Annotated in this window: 16 protein-coding genes; all 16 read left to right on the top strand. The window is 37.4% G+C overall.

The features are described 5' to 3' along the window. The first annotated feature begins 113 nt into the window (after nt 1-113). The 16 genes from H0173_RS01725 to rpsO all read left to right on the top strand — a co-directional run bounded on the left by H0173_RS01725 (nt 114) and on the right by rpsO (nt 18,298). Nucleotides 114-890, top strand: coding sequence for an undecaprenyl pyrophosphate synthase (locus H0173_RS01725; protein WP_221844187.1), 777 nt, complete (start codon nt 114-116; stop codon nt 888-890). Nucleotides 891-909: 19 nt separating this feature from the next. Continuing rightward, the gene (locus H0173_RS01720; protein WP_221844186.1) at nt 910-1,698 is read left to right on the top strand and encodes a phosphatidate cytidylyltransferase; all 789 of its coding nucleotides are present in this window, start codon (nt 910-912) and stop codon (nt 1,696-1,698) included. 70 nt (nt 1,699-1,768) lie between these two features. Next, complete coding sequence (locus H0173_RS01715; protein ID WP_221844185.1) at nt 1,769-2,911, top strand: 1-deoxy-D-xylulose-5-phosphate reductoisomerase; 1,143 nt, start codon at nt 1,769-1,771, stop codon at nt 2,909-2,911. Between the two features lie 71 nt (nt 2,912-2,982). After that, a complete protein-coding gene (gene rseP, locus H0173_RS01710; RefSeq protein ID WP_221844184.1) occupies nt 2,983-4,245 on the top strand; it encodes an RIP metalloprotease RseP in 1,263 nt (420 codons plus the stop codon). Between the two features lie 130 nt (nt 4,246-4,375). Beyond that, the gene (locus H0173_RS01705; protein WP_221844183.1) at nt 4,376-6,082 is read left to right on the top strand and encodes a proline--tRNA ligase; all 1,707 of its coding nucleotides are present in this window, start codon (nt 4,376-4,378) and stop codon (nt 6,080-6,082) included. Nucleotides 6,083-6,246: 164 nt separating this feature from the next. After that, nucleotides 6,247-10,566, top strand: a complete 4,320-nt coding sequence (locus tag H0173_RS01700) for a PolC-type DNA polymerase III (RefSeq protein ID WP_221844182.1) — start codon at nt 6,247-6,249, stop codon at nt 10,564-10,566. Between the two features lie 221 nt (nt 10,567-10,787). After that, nucleotides 10,788-11,261: a ribosome maturation factor RimP gene (gene rimP, locus H0173_RS01695; protein ID WP_221844785.1), complete on the top strand. Its 474-nt coding sequence runs from the start codon at nt 10,788-10,790 to the stop codon at nt 11,259-11,261. A gap of 51 nt (nt 11,262-11,312) precedes the next feature. Beyond that, complete coding sequence (gene nusA, locus H0173_RS01690; RefSeq protein ID WP_221844181.1) at nt 11,313-12,443, top strand: transcription termination factor NusA; 1,131 nt, start codon at nt 11,313-11,315, stop codon at nt 12,441-12,443. Nucleotides 12,444-12,459: 16 nt separating this feature from the next. Continuing rightward, nucleotides 12,460-12,744: an RNase P modulator RnpM gene (gene rnpM, locus H0173_RS01685; RefSeq protein ID WP_221844180.1), complete on the top strand. Its 285-nt coding sequence runs from the start codon at nt 12,460-12,462 to the stop codon at nt 12,742-12,744. Continuing rightward, nucleotides 12,741-13,043, top strand: a complete 303-nt coding sequence (locus H0173_RS01680) for a YlxQ family RNA-binding protein (protein WP_221844179.1) — start codon at nt 12,741-12,743, stop codon at nt 13,041-13,043. The genes rnpM and H0173_RS01680 overlap by 4 nt, the downstream gene beginning before the upstream one ends. A 19-nt stretch (nt 13,044-13,062) precedes the next feature. After that, a complete protein-coding gene (gene infB / locus H0173_RS01675) occupies nt 13,063-15,270 on the top strand; it encodes a translation initiation factor IF-2 (protein WP_221844178.1) in 2,208 nt (735 codons plus the stop codon). Then, nucleotides 15,267-15,548 carry a DUF503 domain-containing protein gene (locus H0173_RS01670; protein ID WP_221844177.1) on the top strand — a complete coding sequence of 94 codons (282 nt, stop codon included), beginning with the start codon at nt 15,267-15,269 and terminating at the stop codon, nt 15,546-15,548. Before infB ends, H0173_RS01670 begins: the two co-directional genes overlap by 4 nt. Nucleotides 15,549-15,567: 19 nt before the next feature. Continuing rightward, nucleotides 15,568-15,936, top strand: a complete 369-nt coding sequence (gene rbfA / locus H0173_RS01665) for a 30S ribosome-binding factor RbfA (protein ID WP_221844176.1) — start codon at nt 15,568-15,570, stop codon at nt 15,934-15,936. A 61-nt stretch (nt 15,937-15,997) separates the two neighbouring features. Beyond that, a complete protein-coding gene (truB, locus tag H0173_RS01660; RefSeq protein ID WP_221844175.1) occupies nt 15,998-16,921 on the top strand; it encodes a tRNA pseudouridine(55) synthase TruB in 924 nt (307 codons plus the stop codon). 33 nt (nt 16,922-16,954) lie between these two features. Further along, a complete protein-coding gene (gene ribF, locus H0173_RS01655; RefSeq protein ID WP_221844174.1) occupies nt 16,955-17,905 on the top strand; it encodes a bifunctional riboflavin kinase/FAD synthetase in 951 nt (316 codons plus the stop codon). 123 nt (nt 17,906-18,028) lie between these two features. Further along, nucleotides 18,029-18,298, top strand: a complete 270-nt coding sequence (gene rpsO / locus H0173_RS01650) for a 30S ribosomal protein S15 (RefSeq protein WP_221844173.1) — start codon at nt 18,029-18,031, stop codon at nt 18,296-18,298. Nucleotides 18,299-18,396: the final 98 nt, after the last annotated feature.

The raw sequence follows: 18,396 nt of genomic DNA, 5'->3' as shown, positions 1-18,396 counted from the left end.
TTTGGTATGATAAAACCATGCGGAAAATGAACTCTATCTTGTCCTTACCAGATGTATTAATCGGCAAGTTTTCTTTACGGAGGTAAGAAAACCTATCTTAAAGGAGCAATCTTATGTTTAATAAAATGAAACAATGGAGGAATCAGCAAAGCTCAAACGAACTCCGAGAGAGAATCTTGAAAATTCAAGAGCTCGACATTCCTTCTCATGTAGCGATTATTATGGATGGCAATGGCAGATGGGCAAAGAAGCGAGCGCTGCCTCGAGTAGCAGGTCATCATGAAGGAATGAAGGTTGTTCGGAAAATAACAAAGCTTGCAAATGAGCTGGGTATAAACACATTAACACTTTATGCTTTCTCAACCGAAAACTGGAAAAGACCAAAAATGGAAGTTGATTTTTTAATGAAGCTCCCAGAAGAATTTTTAGGTACATTTTTGCCTGAATTGATAGAAGAAAATGTCCAAGTTCAAATGATGGGCTACAAAGAAATGCTGCCTCCTCATACAAGAAATGCGATTAACAAGGCGATGGAAGAAACGAAAAATAATACGGGTCTTGTCCTTAATTTTGCTTTAAATTACGGAAGCAGGGCTGAAATTATTGAAGGGATCAAACTTGTCTTAAAAGATTGTAATAGTGGTATAATAAATGAAAATGAATTAAATGAAGAAATTTTTTCTAAATATTTAATGACAAGAGATTTAACGGATCCTGATCTATTAATCCGAACTAGCGGCGAAATTCGCTTAAGCAACTTTATGCTTTGGCAGCTTGCATATACAGAGTTTTGGTTCACTGATGTCCTCTGGCCGGATTTTAGTGAGGAACATTTTATCGAAGCAATAGAGGTTTATCAAAATCGTCAAAGGCGGTTTGGCGGAGTTTAAAAAAGGTGTGAAAACTTAGATGAAGCAAAGAATTATTACAGCGATCGTATTTGGTGCAATATTTATACCCGTAACTATTTACGGTGGGTTGCCAATTACAATATTAGCCTACCTATTTGCATCCGTTGCACTTTATGAAGTATTAAAGATGCGAAAAATTAACATCTTATCAGTTCCAGGACTCATTTCATTATTACTACTGTGGGTTATTATGGTGCCTCAGCAATTGAGAGATATTCTCGAGGGAATTCGATATTCTAAAATAGAATTTGTTTTACTGGCAGTATTATTATTTTTGACTTATACTGTTGCTTCAAAAAACCGATTTACATTTGATGATGTAGCTTTTTCGATTTTAGCTACACTCTATGTTGGTATTGGATTTTATTTCTTTATAGAAACTCGTGAAGCTGGTTTAGTTTACATCTTCTATTCATTATTTATTATCTGGGCAACAGATTCAGGAGCTTATTTTATAGGGCGAGCAATGGGGAAAAATAAACTATGGCCAGAGATAAGCCCTAATAAAACGATTGAAGGTTCTGTTGGCGGCGTCATTTGTGCATTAATAGTGGCTGCCTTATTTGTCCTTTTCTCAAATATCGAGGCAACCTTCCTGCAACTTTCAATTATTACTATCGTTCTTTCTGTTTTTGGACAAATTGGGGATTTAGTTGAATCAGCGTTAAAGCGTCATTATGATGTAAAGGATTCCGGGAATTTGCTTCCAGGTCATGGAGGTATTTTAGATCGTTTTGACAGTTTATTATTTGTTTGGCCATTATTACATTATATTTATTTGCTGTAATGTATTCATATATTAATCTTAAAGCTAAAAAATGGTATTCACCTGCTTTATCCAACAGGAGTTGAGTTCGTTGAAAAACATTAGTTTAATGGGGGCAACCGGATCAATTGGAACCCAGACGCTAGATATAATTAAAGAACATCCGGAAGAGTTTCGCCTTGTTGCAATGGCAACTGGCAAAAACATTGATTTAACTAGGAAAATCATTCATGACTTTCAACCTGAGCTCGTATCTGTTTCTGATCGATCATCAGCGAAAGTGCTAGAAGCAGAGTTTCCAAATATATCATTCACTTATGGCAATGACGGTTTAACAGAAGTAGCCGTTTATCATAAAGCAGACATTCTTGTTAATGCAGTAATTGGTAGTATTGGTTTAACACCTACTTTACAGGCGATTAAGGAAAAGAAAACAATTGCTATTGCCAACAAAGAAACATTAGTCACTGCTGGTCATCTTGTAATGGCTGAAGCGAAGAAAAATCAAGTAGCCCTTTTGCCGGTTGATAGTGAGCATTCAGCAATATTCCAGGCATTACAAGGAGAAAAGGAAAAAAATATTGAGAAGCTAATTTTGACTGCATCAGGCGGTAGCTTCAGAGATTGTTCAAGACAGGAATTAGAAAACGTAACAGTTAACGAAGCTCTTAACCATCCAAATTGGTCAATGGGTGCAAAAATAACAATTGATTCCGCTACGATGATGAATAAAGGTCTTGAGGTTATTGAGGCACATTGGCTTTTTTCTATGGAATATGACAATATTGAAGTATTATTGCATAAGGAAAGCATTATTCATTCGATGATAGAACTTCATGACAGTAGCATTATCGCCCAGCTTGGGACACCCGATATGAGAGTTCCTATCCAATATGCTTTAACATATCCTGACAGGCTGCCTCTTCCAACAGCAAATCGCCTTAATTTAGCAGAGATTGGGAAACTCCATTTTCAAAAAATGGACATGGACCGTTTTCGCTGTTTAAGATATGCTTTCGAAGCTGGGAAGTCTGGTGGAACAATGCCTACTGTTTTAAACGCTGCAAATGAAGCAGCGGTTGCGGCATTTTTAGAAGGGAAAGCTTCCTTTCTTCAAATAGAAGAATTGATTGAAAGTGCTTTGAGTATTCATAAAAACATCTCAAATCCTAATTTACTTGAAATCCAAGAAGTAGACATGGAAACGAGAAAGTATGTAAACTCACTTATATAAGTATGTAAAAAAGTAGGGCAATATCATTATTCCTGCTTTTTGAACAACCTCTAAATAAAGGTGGTTATAATTTGAGTACAGTCATAGCCTTCATTGTCATATTTGGGGCATTAGTATTTTTTCATGAATTAGGACATTTTGTGTTTGCGAAAAGAGCTGGAATTCTTTGCCGTGAATTCGCTATTGGCTTTGGTCCTAAAGTTTTCTCTCATAAAAAAGGAGAAACTGTTTATACAATTAGACTTTTACCTATTGGTGGATTTGTCCGCATGGCAGGTGAAGATCCTGAAATGATTGAAATCAAACCTGGTTTCAGAGTTGCTTTATTATTTAACGACTCTGACCAAGTGAATAAGATCATATTAAACCAAAAGGAAAAGTTTCCAGATGCTAGAGTCATCGAAGTAGAAAGTGCAGATATCGAGCATTCTTTAGTTATTAAAGGATATGTTGAAGGTGAGGAAGAAGAAAGCCTTCATACATTTTCAATTAGTCCGAGTGCAGTATTTGTAGAGGATGGAATTGAAACACTTATAGCTCCTTATGACAGACAGTTTGCTTCAAAAACACTCGGACAGAGAACGATGGCAATTTTTGCTGGACCGATGATGAACTTTATTCTTGCATTTGTTGTATTTGTTCTTATCGGTTTATTACAAGGGATTCCAACTAATAATCCAGAGCTAGGAAAATTAACGCCTGATGGCGCAGCAATCTCTGCCGGACTAAAAGAAGGCGATATTATTCATAGCATTAATGGCGCAGAAATTTCTAGCTGGTCTGATGTCGTTGAAATTATTCGTAAAAATCCGAACAAGGAACTTCAATTTAGTTTAGACCGAAATGGCAAAGAATTGAACATACCTGTCACACCGAAAGCGCAAGAAGTCGAAGGTGAAAAGATTGGAATTATTGGTGTATTTAGTCCAATGGAAAAATCACCGATAAAAGCTATAACGAATGGCGCTATCGAAACTTATAATTGGACAAAAGAAATATTTGTCATGCTAGGTAAGTTAGTTACTGGTCAGTTTTCAATTGATGCATTATCTGGACCTGTAGGTATTTATGTATCAACAGATACAGTGGCGAAATCTGGTATTTACTACTTAATGAAATGGGCCGGTATTTTGAGCATCAACTTAGGAATTATGAATTTACTGCCAATTCCAGCACTTGATGGTGGAAGATTAATGTTCTTTGCAGTTGAAGCTGTAAGAGGAAAGCCAATTGATCGTCATAAGGAAGGTATGGTACATTTTATTGGTTTTGCTCTATTAATGTTATTGATGCTAGTTGTTACTTGGAACGATATTCAAAGATTTTTCTTATAATACGCAAAAGCTTCTAAAGGTCACATTCTCTTTTTGAGTGAAAAAGCGGGCCAGTAATCTTCCGTTTTATGCACCTGAATTAGAGTGTGCCTTTTTCTTTTTATTATAAAATACATAGAGGTGCTGACAAATGAAACAAAGCATGACGTTAATTCCTACATTAAGAGAAACTCCAGCAGATGCAGAGATCAAAAGCCATCAATTATTAGTAAGAGCTGGCTTTATTCGCCAAAATGCAAGTGGAATATATAGCTATCTCCCTCTTGCTCAAAAAGTGCTTAGAAAGATAGAATCCATTGTACGGGAAGAAATGGATAATGCAGGAGCAGTTGAATTATTAATGCCTGCCATGACAGCAGCAGAATTATGGCAGGAATCTGGAAGATGGTATTCATATGGACCGGAACTAATGAGAATGAAGGATCGACATGACCGAGATTTTGTATTAGGCCCAACTCATGAAGAAGTTATTACAAGTTTAGTTCGTGACGAGGTTAAATCATATAAAAAATTGCCGCTAGCTCTATACCAAATTCAAACTAAATTCCGTGATGAAAAACGTCCGCGTTTTGGTATTTTAAGAGGCAGAGAGTTTATTATGAAGGATGCTTATTCATTTCATTCTTCTAAGGAAAGCCTTGATGAAACATATGAAAAAATTTATCAAGCCTATTCCAATATTTTTTCTCGCTGTGGTCTTAATTTTAGAGCGGTTATTGCTGATTCAGGTGCAATGGGTGGTAAGGATACACATGAATTCATGGTGTTATCGGATGTTGGTGAGGATACGATTGCTTATTCTGATAGTTCTAGCTTTGCTGCAAACATTGAAATGGCTCCAGTTATCACAAAATACGAAAAAAGTAATGAAGACTTAAAAGAACTGGAAAAAGTATTAACGTCAGATCAAAAGACGATTGAAGAAGTTTCAGCATTTTTACAAGTAACCTCTAAAAAGTGCATTAAGTCACTCCTATTTAAAGTGGATGATAAATATGTGCTAGTGCTAGTTCGCGGCGATCATGAGGTTAATGACATAAAGTTAAAAAATTTATTCGATGCATCTAGTGCCGAGCTGGCAGATCCAGAAGAAACGAAAGAGTATTTAGGATGTTCAGTTGGGTCCCTTGGTCCAGTTAATCTAAGTAATGTAGAAATTGTTGCAGATTTTGCTGTTGAGGGGCTTAGTAATGCAGTTTGTGGGGCAAATGAAGAGGATTATCATTTTATAAATGTGAATCCTGGACGTGATTTTGTAGTTAGCCAATATGCAGATCTTCGTTTTATTCAAGAAGGAGATCTTTCTCCAGATGGACAAGGCAAGATTCGTTTTGCTAAAGGAATAGAAGTTGGTCATGTCTTTAAATTAGGAACACGCTACAGTGAAGCAATGGGAGCAACCTATTTGGATGAAAACGGCAGAAATCAGCAGATGATTATGGGTTGTTACGGAATAGGTGTCTCTCGTACAATGGCATCTGTTGTTGAACAGTTTAATGATGAAAACGGAATTGTTTGGCCTGCAAATATTTCACCATTTGATTTGCATCTAATTCCTGTAAATATGAAGGATGAGAGCCAATCTGCATTAGCAAATGAATTATATACTGAGTTAAGAGGCAAAGGTTATGATGTATTGCTTGATGACCGACAAGAAAGACCAGGAGTAAAATTTGCTGACTCAGATTTAATTGGCTTGCCTATCCGTATTACAATCGGAAAAAAAGCGCCTGAAGGAATTGTCGAGTTAAAAGTTCGTAAATCTGGCGAAGTAACAGAAGTTCATAAAGATCAATTAGGGGATATGATCGACAAAATTTTCACGTCACTTAAATAAACATAGCAATTATGATGGATCCCTTACAAATAGGGATCCATTTTGCATTCGCACAGAAAAAAATTTCCTTTAGTACAGTTTAGCCAATTGAAGGATCGTTCATGATATAATAGACTTCGTCTGTATAGAATTAATTAGAAAATTAATAGATGGGAGAGAGATTGATGGAAGCCTTAGGCAATAAAGAAAGATTCCAACTCTTGCTCCAACAGCTGCAATTAACTGAAAGCTCGATTGTGCAGCATTTTCAGCATGCTCAAATAAAAAAAGTTGTAATAGGGAAAAAGGAGAGAAAGTGGCATTTTCAATTTGAATTCCAGCAAATTCTTCCATTTAATGTATTTAGCCTTTTTTCTACAAAACTAACTGCGACTTTTTCTCATATTGCCAATACATCTTTTACGATTGAAGTAAGAGATCAAACAATTGATGAACAGTTAATACAGGGATATTGGAAATATTGTATACAAGAAATGGAAGGGATGGCTCCTCCGCTTATTAAATTATTAAATGAACAAGTCCCTGTTGTACATGGAAATAAACTTATCATAAATGTAAGAAATGATACAGAGGGTCTTTCTATAAAAAGGAAATATGCTGATATAATATCAAGAGTATATGAAACACTTGGATTTCCATTATTGTCTATTGATACAGAAATTTCTGCTGAGGCTGCGAATGATGAGTATAAAAAATTTTTAGACGCAAAGCAGAAGGAAGATCAGGAACGCGGTATCCAAGCAATGATAGAGATGCAGAAGAAGGAATCTGAAGCAGAATCTAAAGATTCTGCAACAGTTCAAGGTCCGTTAATGATTGGACTAACGATTAAAGATGATGCTGATTTTAGAAAGTTAATCGATATAGTGGATGAAGAACGACGAGTTGCTGTTGAAGGATATGTATTTGCAGCGGAAACAAAGGAGCTGCGCAGCGGAAGAACTCTGTTAACCTTTAAAATAACAGATTATACTAGTTCAATCATGGTTAAAATGTTTTCTCGCGATAAGGAAGATGCTGCATTATTCCAGCATGTTCAAAAAGGGATGTGGTTAAAGGTTCGGGGCAGTATTCAAAATGATACGTTTGTTCGTGACCTTGTTATGATCGGTAATGATATAAACGAAATAAAACCGATTCAAAGACAGGATACCTCACCTGCAGAAGAGAAACGTGTAGAGCTTCATCTTCATACACCAATGAGTCAAATGGACGCAGTAACTCCAGTTAGCGCATTAATTAGCCAAGCTAAAAAATGGGGTCATAAAGCGATAGCTGTAACAGATCATGCAGTTGTTCAATCTTTTCCAGAAGCATTTGGTGCCGGAAAGAAAAATGATATCAAAATATTATATGGTGTTGAAGTAAACTTGGTTGACGACGGTGTTCCTATCGCTTATAACAGTGCAAAGCGAAAGCTATCCGAAGATACCTTCGTTGTATTTGACGTAGAAACAACTGGGTTATCTGCTGTATATGATACTATTATTGAACTTGCTGCTGTAAAAATTCATAATGGTGAAATTGTAGATCGATTTGAGTCGTTTGCCAATCCACACCACCCTCTATCTGCAACTACGATAAACTTAACAGGGATTACAGATGATCTTGTTGAAAATGCGCCTGAGGTAGAGGAAGTGCTTCAGAAATTTCATGATTGGACAGGTGATTCTGTATTAGTAGCTCATAACGCATCCTTTGATATGGGATTTTTGAATGTAGGCTATAAAAAAATTGGGTTAGAGAAAGCACCGAACCCAGTAATCGACACATTAGAACTAGCTCGTTATTTATACCCGGACATGAAAAACCATCGTCTAAATACTTTGGCGAAAAAATTTGATGTAGAATTAACTCAGCACCATAGGGCGATATATGATGCGGAGGCTACAGGGTACCTATTATTAAAAATGTTAAAGGATGCAGCAGAAAAGGAAATTGAATTTCACGATCAGTTTAATGATCATATGGGTGAAGGAAACGCTTATCAGCGGGCAAGGCCTTACCACTGTACATTACTTGCCCAGACGGAAGCAGGTTTAAAGAATTTATTTAAACTTGTTTCTATTTCTCATTTGAATTACTTCTATCGTGTTCCACGTATTCCAAGGTCACAGCTCCAAAAATTCCGAGAAGGCATTCTTGTCGGATCAGGCTGTGATAAAGGTGAGGTTTTTGAAGGCATGATGCAAAAATCACCTGAGGAAGTGGAAGGGATTGCCAGGTTCTATGATTATATTGAAGTGCATCCAAAGGAAGTATATGCGCATTTAATTGAACTAGAGCTAGTGAGAAATGAAAAAGCACTCGAGGAAATTATCGGAAACATTGTTAAATTAGGTGAGAAACTAAGTCTTCCTGTCGTAGCAACAGGTAATGTTCATTACCTAAATCCAAATGATAAAATTTACCGAAAGATATTGATTAGTTCTCAAGGGGGAGCAAATCCGCTAAATCGCCATAAGCTTCCTGATGTTCATTTTAGAACAACGAATGAAATGCTTCAGGCATTTTCATTTTTAGGAAGCGAGAAGGCAAAAGAGATAGTCGTCGATAATACTAACAAAATCGCCGATATGATTGATACTATAAAGCCAATTAAGGATGATCTGTACACACCAAAAATTGAAGGTGCAGATGATGAAATGCGTAATATGAGCTATGCAATGGCTAGAAAAATATATGGTGATAACCTGCCGGAAATCGTAGAAGCCCGCTTAGAAAAGGAACTAAAGAGTATCATTGGGCACGGGTTTGCAGTTATTTACCTGATCTCTCATAAACTAGTGAAAAAATCATTGGATGATGGCTATCTTGTAGGTTCCCGTGGTTCAGTCGGTTCATCATTCGTTGCGACTATGACTGAGATTACAGAAGTAAATCCGCTACCGCCGCATTATGTATGCCCGGATTGTAAGCACTCTGAATTCTTTAATGATGGATCAGTTGGCTCTGGTTATGATTTGCCTGATAAAGACTGTCCAAACTGTGGTGCGATCTACAAAAAAGATGGACAAGATATCCCATTTGAAACCTTTCTAGGGTTTAAAGGGGACAAGGTTCCCGATATCGACTTAAACTTCTCAGGCGAATATCAGCCGCGAGCCCATAACTATACAAAAGTATTGTTTGGAGAAGACTATGTGTACCGTGCGGGAACAATCGGAACGGTTGCAGACAAGACAGCCTTTGGTTATGTTAAAGCCTATCAGCAAGATCATAATCTACAATTAAGGGGTGCAGAGGTTGAGCGTCTTGCATCAGGATGTACCGGTGTAAAAAGAACAACCGGCCAGCATCCCGGAGGTATTATCGTTGTACCAGACTATATGGATATTTACGATTTTTCACCAATACAATTCCCGGCAGATGATAAAAATTCTGAATGGAAAACAACTCATTTTGATTTCCACTCGATTCATGATAATTTGCTAAAGCTTGATATACTAGGTCACGATGATCCAACCGTCATCCGGATGCTGCAGGATTTAAGCGGAATAGATCCGAAAACAATTCCGACTGACGACCCTGAAGTAATGAAAATATTTAGCGGAACGGAATCCTTAGGTGTAACAGAAGAGCAAATTATGTGTAAAACAGGGACGCTGGGCATTCCTGAATTTGGAACAAGATTTGTTCGCCAAATGCTTGAGGATACGAAGCCGACTACTTTTTCCGAACTTGTTCAGATTTCAGGGCTATCACACGGGACAGATGTATGGCTTGGAAATGCACAGGAGCTTATTCATAATAAAATCTGTACATTAAGTGAGGTAATTGGCTGTCGTGACGATATCATGGTTTATTTAATTTACCAAGGGTTAGAGCCGGCATTTGCCTTTAAAATTATGGAGTCAGTGCGTAAAGGTAAAGGGTTAACGGATGAAATGGAAGAGGAAATGAGAAAAAATGAAGTGCCGGAATGGTATATTGATTCTTGTAAAAAGATTAAATACATGTTCCCGAAGGCCCATGCCTCTGCATATGTTTTAATGGCAGTCCGGATTGCATACTTTAAAGTTCATCATCCGCTTCTTTATTATGCAGCTTACTTTACTGTACGTGCTGAAGATTTTGATGTTGATGCGATGGTAAAAGGATCTCAATCTATCAAAGCATTAATCGAGGAGATAAATGCTAAAGGTCTTGACGCTTCAACAAAAGAAAAGAACCTGTTAACCGTCATGGAGTTAGCACTAGAGATGTCAGAGCGTGGATTTAACTTTAAAAAGGTAGATTTATATCGTTCAAGCGCGAACGAGTTTATTATTGATGGAAATTCACTTATTCCTCCGTTTAATTCGATCCCAGGTCTTGGAACGAATGCAGCGTTCAATATTGTTAAAGCAAGGGAAGAAGGCGAGTTTCTGTCTAAAGAAGATCTTCAGCAGCGCGGGAAGGTATCCAAAACCATCATAGAATTTTTAGATAATCACGGCTGTTTGGAATCACTTCCAGAGCAAAATCAGCTTTCATTATTTTAGTATCCTCTAAAAATATTGTAAAAATCGGTGTATCCCTTGACATGGAAGCCATTCCATTTGCAATAAAAAAATGGTTATGGTATAGTTTTAGTGGAAATACTATTAATAACTCTCGTTACAGAAGAGTGGGGCAACCCACTCTTTCGTGTTGTATACGTTATTTTTAGTCAATACATTTATCCAAATTTCACTTGTAGCTATGACCCAGTTAAAGGAGGGATATTATGAGCAAAGTGACTGATACGGTCGGACAATTAGTCACGCCCATTTTAGATGAGCTTAATTTAGAATTAGTTGACATTGAATACGTCAAGGAAGGAAGAGATTGGTTCCTTCGAGTATTTATTGATAAGGAAACTGGTGTTGATATCGAGGAATGCGGACTAGTCAGCGAGAAATTAAGTGAGAAGCTTGATGAAGTTGATCCTATTCCTTATAACTATTTCTTAGAGGTTTCATCACCTGGAGCTGAACGCCCTCTTAAAAATGCAAAGGACTTTGAGAAAGCAGTCGGCAAAAATGTTTACATAAAAACATACGAGCCTATTGATGGTGATAAAACATTTGAAGGAGTTTTAACCCATTTTGACGGAGAAACAGTCACAGTTGAAATTAAGATTAAAACTAGAAAGAAAAGTATTGAAATTCCTTATGCAAAAGTAGCCAATGCCAGATTAGCAGTTGTTTTTTCATAATAGACCATTGAGCGCTAAACGCGCTCTTCGATTAAAGGGGGAAAAAGTCTCATGAGCAGCGAATTATTAGATGCTCTCACTTTACTTGAAAAAGAAAAAGGCATTTCACGTGACGTTATTATTGATGCAATTGAAGCAGCGTTAGTATCTGCATACCGCAGAAACTTCAATCAAGCACAAAACGTACGGATCGATTTAAATCTTGGCAGTGGAACAATGAGAGTTTTCGCTCGAAAAGAAGTAGTTGAAGAAGTTTTTGATCCAAGACTTGAGATTTCAATTGAAGATGCCCAAAGAATGAATCCAAATTATCAAGTTGAAGACATTGTAGAATTAGAAGTTACACCTAAGGATTTCGGTCGTATTGCGGCTCAAACTGCTAAGCAAGTCGTTACACAGCGTGTTCGAGAAGCTGAAAGAGGCATTATTTATTCAGAATTTATTGACCGTGAAGAAGATATCATGACAGGGATTGTTCAGCGTCAAGATTCTAAATTTATTTATGTTAGTCTAGGAAAAATTGAAGCCATTCTTCCTACTAATGAACAAATGCCGAATGAACAATATAAGCCACATGATAGAATTAAAGTATTTATTACAAAAGTTGAAAAGACAACAAAGGGACCGCAAATTTTTGTATCCAGAACACATCCTGGACTTTTAAAGAGATTATTTGAAATTGAAGTACCGGAAATTTACGACGGAACAGTAGAAATCAAATCTGTTGCTCGTGAAGCTGGGGATCGTTCAAAAATCTCTGTTCATTCAGATAACGAAGAAGTTGATCCGGTAGGTTCATGTGTAGGACCAAAGGGTACCCGTGTTCAAGCGGTAGTAAATGAATTAAAGGGCGAAAAAATTGATATTGTGAAATGGTCTGCAGATCCGGTTGTATTCGTTGCGAATGCTTTAAGTCCATCTAAAGTTCTTGATGTCATTGTAAACGAAAACGATAAAGCTACTACTGTTATTGTTCCAGATTACCAGCTGTCTTTAGCCATTGGAAAGCGTGGACAAAATGCAAGACTTGCTGCAAAACTTACTGGATGGAAAATTGATATTAAATCGGAATCTGAAGCACGTGAGTCAGGAATGTATCCAAGGGAAGAAACTCTCTTGACATTCGATGCCAATGAGTTTGAAGACGATGAGAATCTTGATTTACAAGATGATATGGAATAATTGGAGGTGAATGAATGTGAACAATCAGAGAAAAGTTCCTATGCGTAAATGTGTCGCTACCGGTGAAATGAGACCGAAGAAAGAACTCGTTCGCATCGTTCGCTCTAAAGAAGGGGAAGTTTCAGTTGATCTAACTGGCAAGAAATCTGGCCGGGGAGCTTACCTTTCTAAAGATGAAGAGGCAGTAAAACTTGCAAAAAAGAAAAATATATTAGCTAGCCATTTAGAGGTTACAATAAATGATTCAATTTATGAAGAACTTTTTGAGCTAATTGAGAAGGAGAAACGACTATCCAAATGAATTCTAATCAATGGATGTCATTGCTTGGCTTAGCGAATCGGGCACGAAAAATTACTTCGGGTGAAGAGCTTACTATCAAAGAAATAAGAAACGGTAAAGCGAAGCTCATATTGCTATCAGCAGACGCTTCTGTAAACACGACAAAAAAAGTGACTGATAAATGTAAATCCTATCAAGTACCTTATCGTATTGTTGAAAGCAGGGAAATCCTTGGTCAGGCGATTGGGAAAGAAGCTCGGGTTGTGGTTGCCGTGTTAGACGGTGGATTTGCAAAGAAACTGAAGTCGTTGCTCGATTAATACCAGCGGGGGTGAAAGTATGAGTAAAATACGCGTTTACGAATATGCAAAAAAACAAAACGTATCAAGTAAAGACGTAATTACAAAACTAAAAGAAATGAATATAGAGGTTTCGAACCATATGACAACAATTGAATCTTCAGCCGTACAAAAATTGGACGAAATCTACGGTAAGAAAGAAGAAAAACAGCCTCAAAAGCAAAATGAACAAAAGGCTAACCATGTTCAGACAAAACCAAAAAATTCTAATCCTGAAGATCAGCCTGCTGTAGCAAAGGTAAATAATAATCCAGCCCCAAAACAAGGCGATGGTAAAAAGCAGAATCAGGATCAGCAACAAAAAGAAAACAAAGCTTTTAATAAGAATAAGAACAAAAATAGCAATAATAGTCAAAATAAAAATAAAAACAATCAAAAAGGCAAGAACAGCTATCAGGCACAAGTCCCTCCTGCACCTAAAAAAGTAAAAGAACTTCCTACAAAGATTACTTACAGCGATACATTAACAGTTGCAGAGCTAGCGAAAAAGCTTCATCGTGAACCTTCAGAATTAATTAAGAAATTATTCTTGCTTGGGGTTATGGCAACAATTAACCAAGTGTTAGATAAAGATGCTATTGAATTAATAGCAGGTGATTATGGTGTTGAGGTTGAAGAAGAAGTTCATATCGATGTTACAGATTTAGAAGTATATTTCACTGATGATGAGGGTGCAGAATTAATTGAGCGTCCAGCTGTTGTAACAATAATGGGGCATGTTGACCACGGTAAAACAACAACATTGGACTCAATTCGTAACACAAAAGTAACTGCTGGAGAAGCTGGCGGAATTACTCAGCATATCGGTGCTTATCAAGTTGTTGAAAATGGGAAAAAAATTACGTTTTTAGACACTCCAGGCCACGCAGCTTTCACTACGATGCGTGCAAGGGGAGCGAAAATTACGGATATTACGATTCTTGTCGTAGCAGCCGATGATGGTGTAATGCCACAAACAATCGAAGCCATTAACCATGCAAAGGCAGCAGAAGTTCCAATTATCGTAGCTGTAAATAAAATGGATAAAGAATCTGCTAATCCAGACCGTGTTATGCAAGAATTAACGGAATATGGATTAGTACCTGAAGCTTGGGGTGGGGAAACTATTTTTGTTCCTATTTCAGCTCTTAAAGGCAATGGAATTGATGATCTCCTAGAAATGATCCTCCTTGTCAGTGAGGTTGAGGAATTTAAAGCAAATCCAAACAGAAATGCTGTTGGTACAGTGATTGAGGCTCAATTAGACAAGGGCCGCGGATCAGTAGCAACTCTTCTTGTTCAAAACGGAACATTAAAAGTTGGAGATCCAATTGTTGTCGGAAATACGTTTGGACGTGTCCGTGCGATGGTAAATGATCTTGGCCGCCGAGTTAAGACGGCTGGTCCATCAACACCTGTTGAGATTACTGGTCTTAATGATGTACCACAAGCAGGGGATCGCTTTGTCGTGCTTCCTGATGAAAAGACAGCTCGTCAAATTGGGGAAGCTCGTGCCCAGCAAGCATTACAAGCACAAAGAAGTGAAAAGACAAAAATCAGCTTAGACAATTTATTTGAGCATATGAAACAAGGCGAAATGAAGGACCTTAATATTGTTGTGAAGGCAGACGTTCAAGGTACTGCTGAAGCACTTACAACAGCCCTTCAAAAAATCGATGTTGAAGGCGTTAATGTTCGTATTCTTCATACTGGTGCTGGCGCCATTAATGAGTCTGATATTACATTAGCAGCTGCATTCAATGCGATCGTTATTGGATTCAATGTTCGTCCTGATAATAATGCAAAACGTGCTGCTGAAACAGAGGGTGTAGAAATTCGTCTGCATCGTGTCATTTATAAAGTAATTGAAGAAATTGAACTGGCGATGAAAGGAATGCTTGATCCAGAATTTGAAGAAAAAATTATTGGTCAGGCAGAAATTCGCCAAACGTTTAAAGTGTCTAAAGTTGGAACAATCGCAGGTTCCTATGTTACAGACGGTAAAATTACACGTGATAGCGGTGTCCGTTTAATCCGTGATGGCATTGTTATTTTTGAAGGGGAAGTAGATGCTCTAAAACGCTTCAAAGATGATGCTAAAGAGGTAAGTCAAGGATATGAGTGTGGTATTACAATTAAAAACTTTAACGACGTGAAAGAAGGAGACGTTATTGAAGCCTTCGTCATGCAGGAAGTTGAACGTAAATGATCGTAGGGCTTGCAGCTTGTGAATGTATCATATATGACACACATTCTTTAAAAGAAAAACGAGCTGTATTGCAAAGAGTTCTTACACGTTTGAAGCAAAAGTTTAATGTATCTGTTTCAGAGGTGGAGCATCAAGATGTGTGGCAGCGAACGAAGATAGCCATTGTTGCTGTATCGTCTTCTCGAGTTTCAACGGAGCATGAACTGCAAAATGCCCTTAAATTAATTGATTCGTTTCCAGAAATAGAACGAACAATCACAGAAGTTGAGCTGCTTTGATTAATAGAGGTGAAATTGTATGAGCCTTCGAGCAAATAAAGTTGGAGAACAGATGAAGAAAGAACTTGGGGACATCATCGGCCGTAAAATTAAAGACCCTCGTGTTGGATTTGTTACGGTAACTGATGTACAAGTAACTGGAGATTTGCAGCAAGCAACCGTATTTATATCTGTCCTTGGAGATGAGGAACAAAGAGAAAATACGCTTAAAGGTCTTGCCAAAGCAAAAGGATTTATCCGTTCAGAAATTGGGCAGCGTATCCGTTTGCGTAAAACTCCAGAAATTTTCTTTGAATTTGATGAATCCATCGATTACGGAAATCGTATTGAATCATTACTTCATCAAATCCATGATGAAGATCGTTCAAAAGAAAATGAAGATGAATGATAGAAATGGATGATGGATAGACAATTGTCTATCCATTTTTTTCGAATAAGGAGGGAAATAGATGGAAGGGATATTGCCGCTATTTAAACCTAAAGGAATGACCTCACATGATTGTGTATTTAAGCTGCGAAAAATCTTAAAGATGAAAAGAATCGGCCATACAGGAACATTAGATCCAGATGTAACAGGCGTACTGCCAATTTGTCTAGGTCGAGCTACTAAAGTAGCTGAGTACATTACAGATGCAGGGAAGGCATACGAGGGAGAAGTAACAATTGGATATTCGACGACTACTGAAGATGCTTCTGGCGAAATTGTTGAACAACAGAAGTTAACAGAAACATTTTCAAGAGATGAAATTATTAAAGTATTGAAAAGCTTAACAGGAGAAATTACACAAACTCCACCGATGTACTCCGCTGTAAAAGTTAATGGGAAAAGGCTATATGAATATGCAAGACAAGGAATTGCTGTCGATAGGCCATCAAGGAAAGTAAGCATCTATTCAATAGAACTACTAGATAATCGTGAAAATTTCAGTGGGGAAACGATTAAGTTTCGTTTTAAAGTTTCATGCAGTAAAGGGACATATATTCGTACACTAGCTGTTATGATAGGTGAAAGACTTGGGTTTCCTGCACATATGTCTGAACTCGTCCGAATTCAATCAGCTTCATTTTCATTACAAGATTGTTTAACACTTGAAGAAGTGGAAACCTTTGTACAAAACGGAACAATTTCAGAAAGAATTAAGCCGCTTGAATTAGCGCTTTCTCATTTGCCCAAATATACGATAAATGATACAGTAGCAAAGAAAGTAAAAAATGGTGCTGTTTTGCCCATTCCCAATGGATTACAAGAAGTGGACGGGCCGATCGCCGTTGAAATGGCTGATGGTATGGTACTTGCTATATATGATCGTCACAAGGAAAAGCAAGGATTAATGAAACCTGTTAAGGTCATTCGAAATGAAATGCTTGAATGAAATTAGGCTTTGATAGAAAAAAGGTGAACCATCATGGAAATAATTAGAATTAATCATCCGCAATATTTTGAAAAAGAACAAAATCCTCCTTTAGCTATCGCCTTGGGTTATTTTGATGGTGTTCATCTTGGACATCAGAAAGTGATTTTGGAGGCAAAGGAGATTGCTGAAAAAAGCGGCTTAAAAAGTGCAGTTATGACATTTGATCCTCATCCCTCAGTTGTATTAGGAAAAAGTACAAAGCATATAGAGTATATCACTCCGCTTCGAGATAAAATTCAGATCATATCTGACTTAGGAATTGATTATTTATTCATCATTCACTTTACAAAAGAGTTCGCCAATTTATTGCCGCAGGAATTTGTGGACCAATATTTAATAAATTTAAATGCCAATCATGTTGTTGCAGGCTTTGATTATACATATGGCAGAATGGGAAAAGGAACGATGGAAACTTTGACATTTCACTCGAGGGGAAAATTCGATTTCACGATTGTACCAAAGCTAGCTGCCAATAATGAGAAAGTAAGCTCAACTTTAATTCGTTCTATGCTGGATGCCGGCAAAATGGAAGAGATTCCTCCTATACTTGGCAGGTTTTATCGTACATCAGGTGTAGTCATTCACGGTGATAAAAGAGGGCGTACAATTGGCTTTCCAACAGCAAATGTTGATGTAACTGATGATTATATTATTCCGCCTTTAGGGGTTTATTGTGTACGAATAATGGTACAGGGGAAATGGCTTGAAGGAGTTTGCAACGTTGGTTTTAAGCCGACATTCAATAATGAAATGACGAAAAAACCTTCAATTGAAGTTCATATCTTTAATTTTGATCAAGATATATACGGTCAAGAAGTGACAGTTGAGTGGCGCCTGCATTTAAGAAAAGAACAAAAATTTTCGGGGATCGATGAACTGGTAGCACAAATAGAAAAAGATAAACAGTCTGCACTCTCTTACTTTGAAAAAAACAAGGTTTAGCCTTGCATTTTGTCATAAAAAGTTGTATTCTTATTAACGTATCAAAAGAACCTTTGCTTGGCAAGTCGAGTCACCGACGCTTGCTCGGTAACAGGGGATTTGAAAAATTAGGAGGTGAAACGGATGGCAATCACTAAAGAACGTAAAAACGAACTTATCAATGAGTTTAAAACTCATGAAAATGACACTGGTTCTCCAGAGGTTCAAATCGCTGTCCTTACAGAGGAAATTAACAAATTAAACGATCATTTACGTACTCATAAGAAAGATCACCACTCACGTCGCGGTCTTTTGAAAATGGTAGGTAAACGTCGTAACCTGTTAACTTACCTTCGTAACAAAGACGTTCAACGTTACCGTGAGTTAATCAACAAACTAGGTTTACGTCGATAATTGGAAAAGCGGAGAGTGCCTGCATATCGGCGACAAGCATAAGACAAACCGGCATGAAGGTTGTATTTTACCTTCTTGTCGGATTGGCTTGTGACCTC

Source organism: Bacillus sp. S/N-304-OC-R1, from assembly GCF_019749375.1.
In the GTDB taxonomy this organism is placed as follows: domain Bacteria; phylum Bacillota; class Bacilli; order Bacillales; family Cytobacillaceae; genus Cytobacillus.
This window is presented reverse-complemented; position numbering and strand designations above follow the sequence as displayed.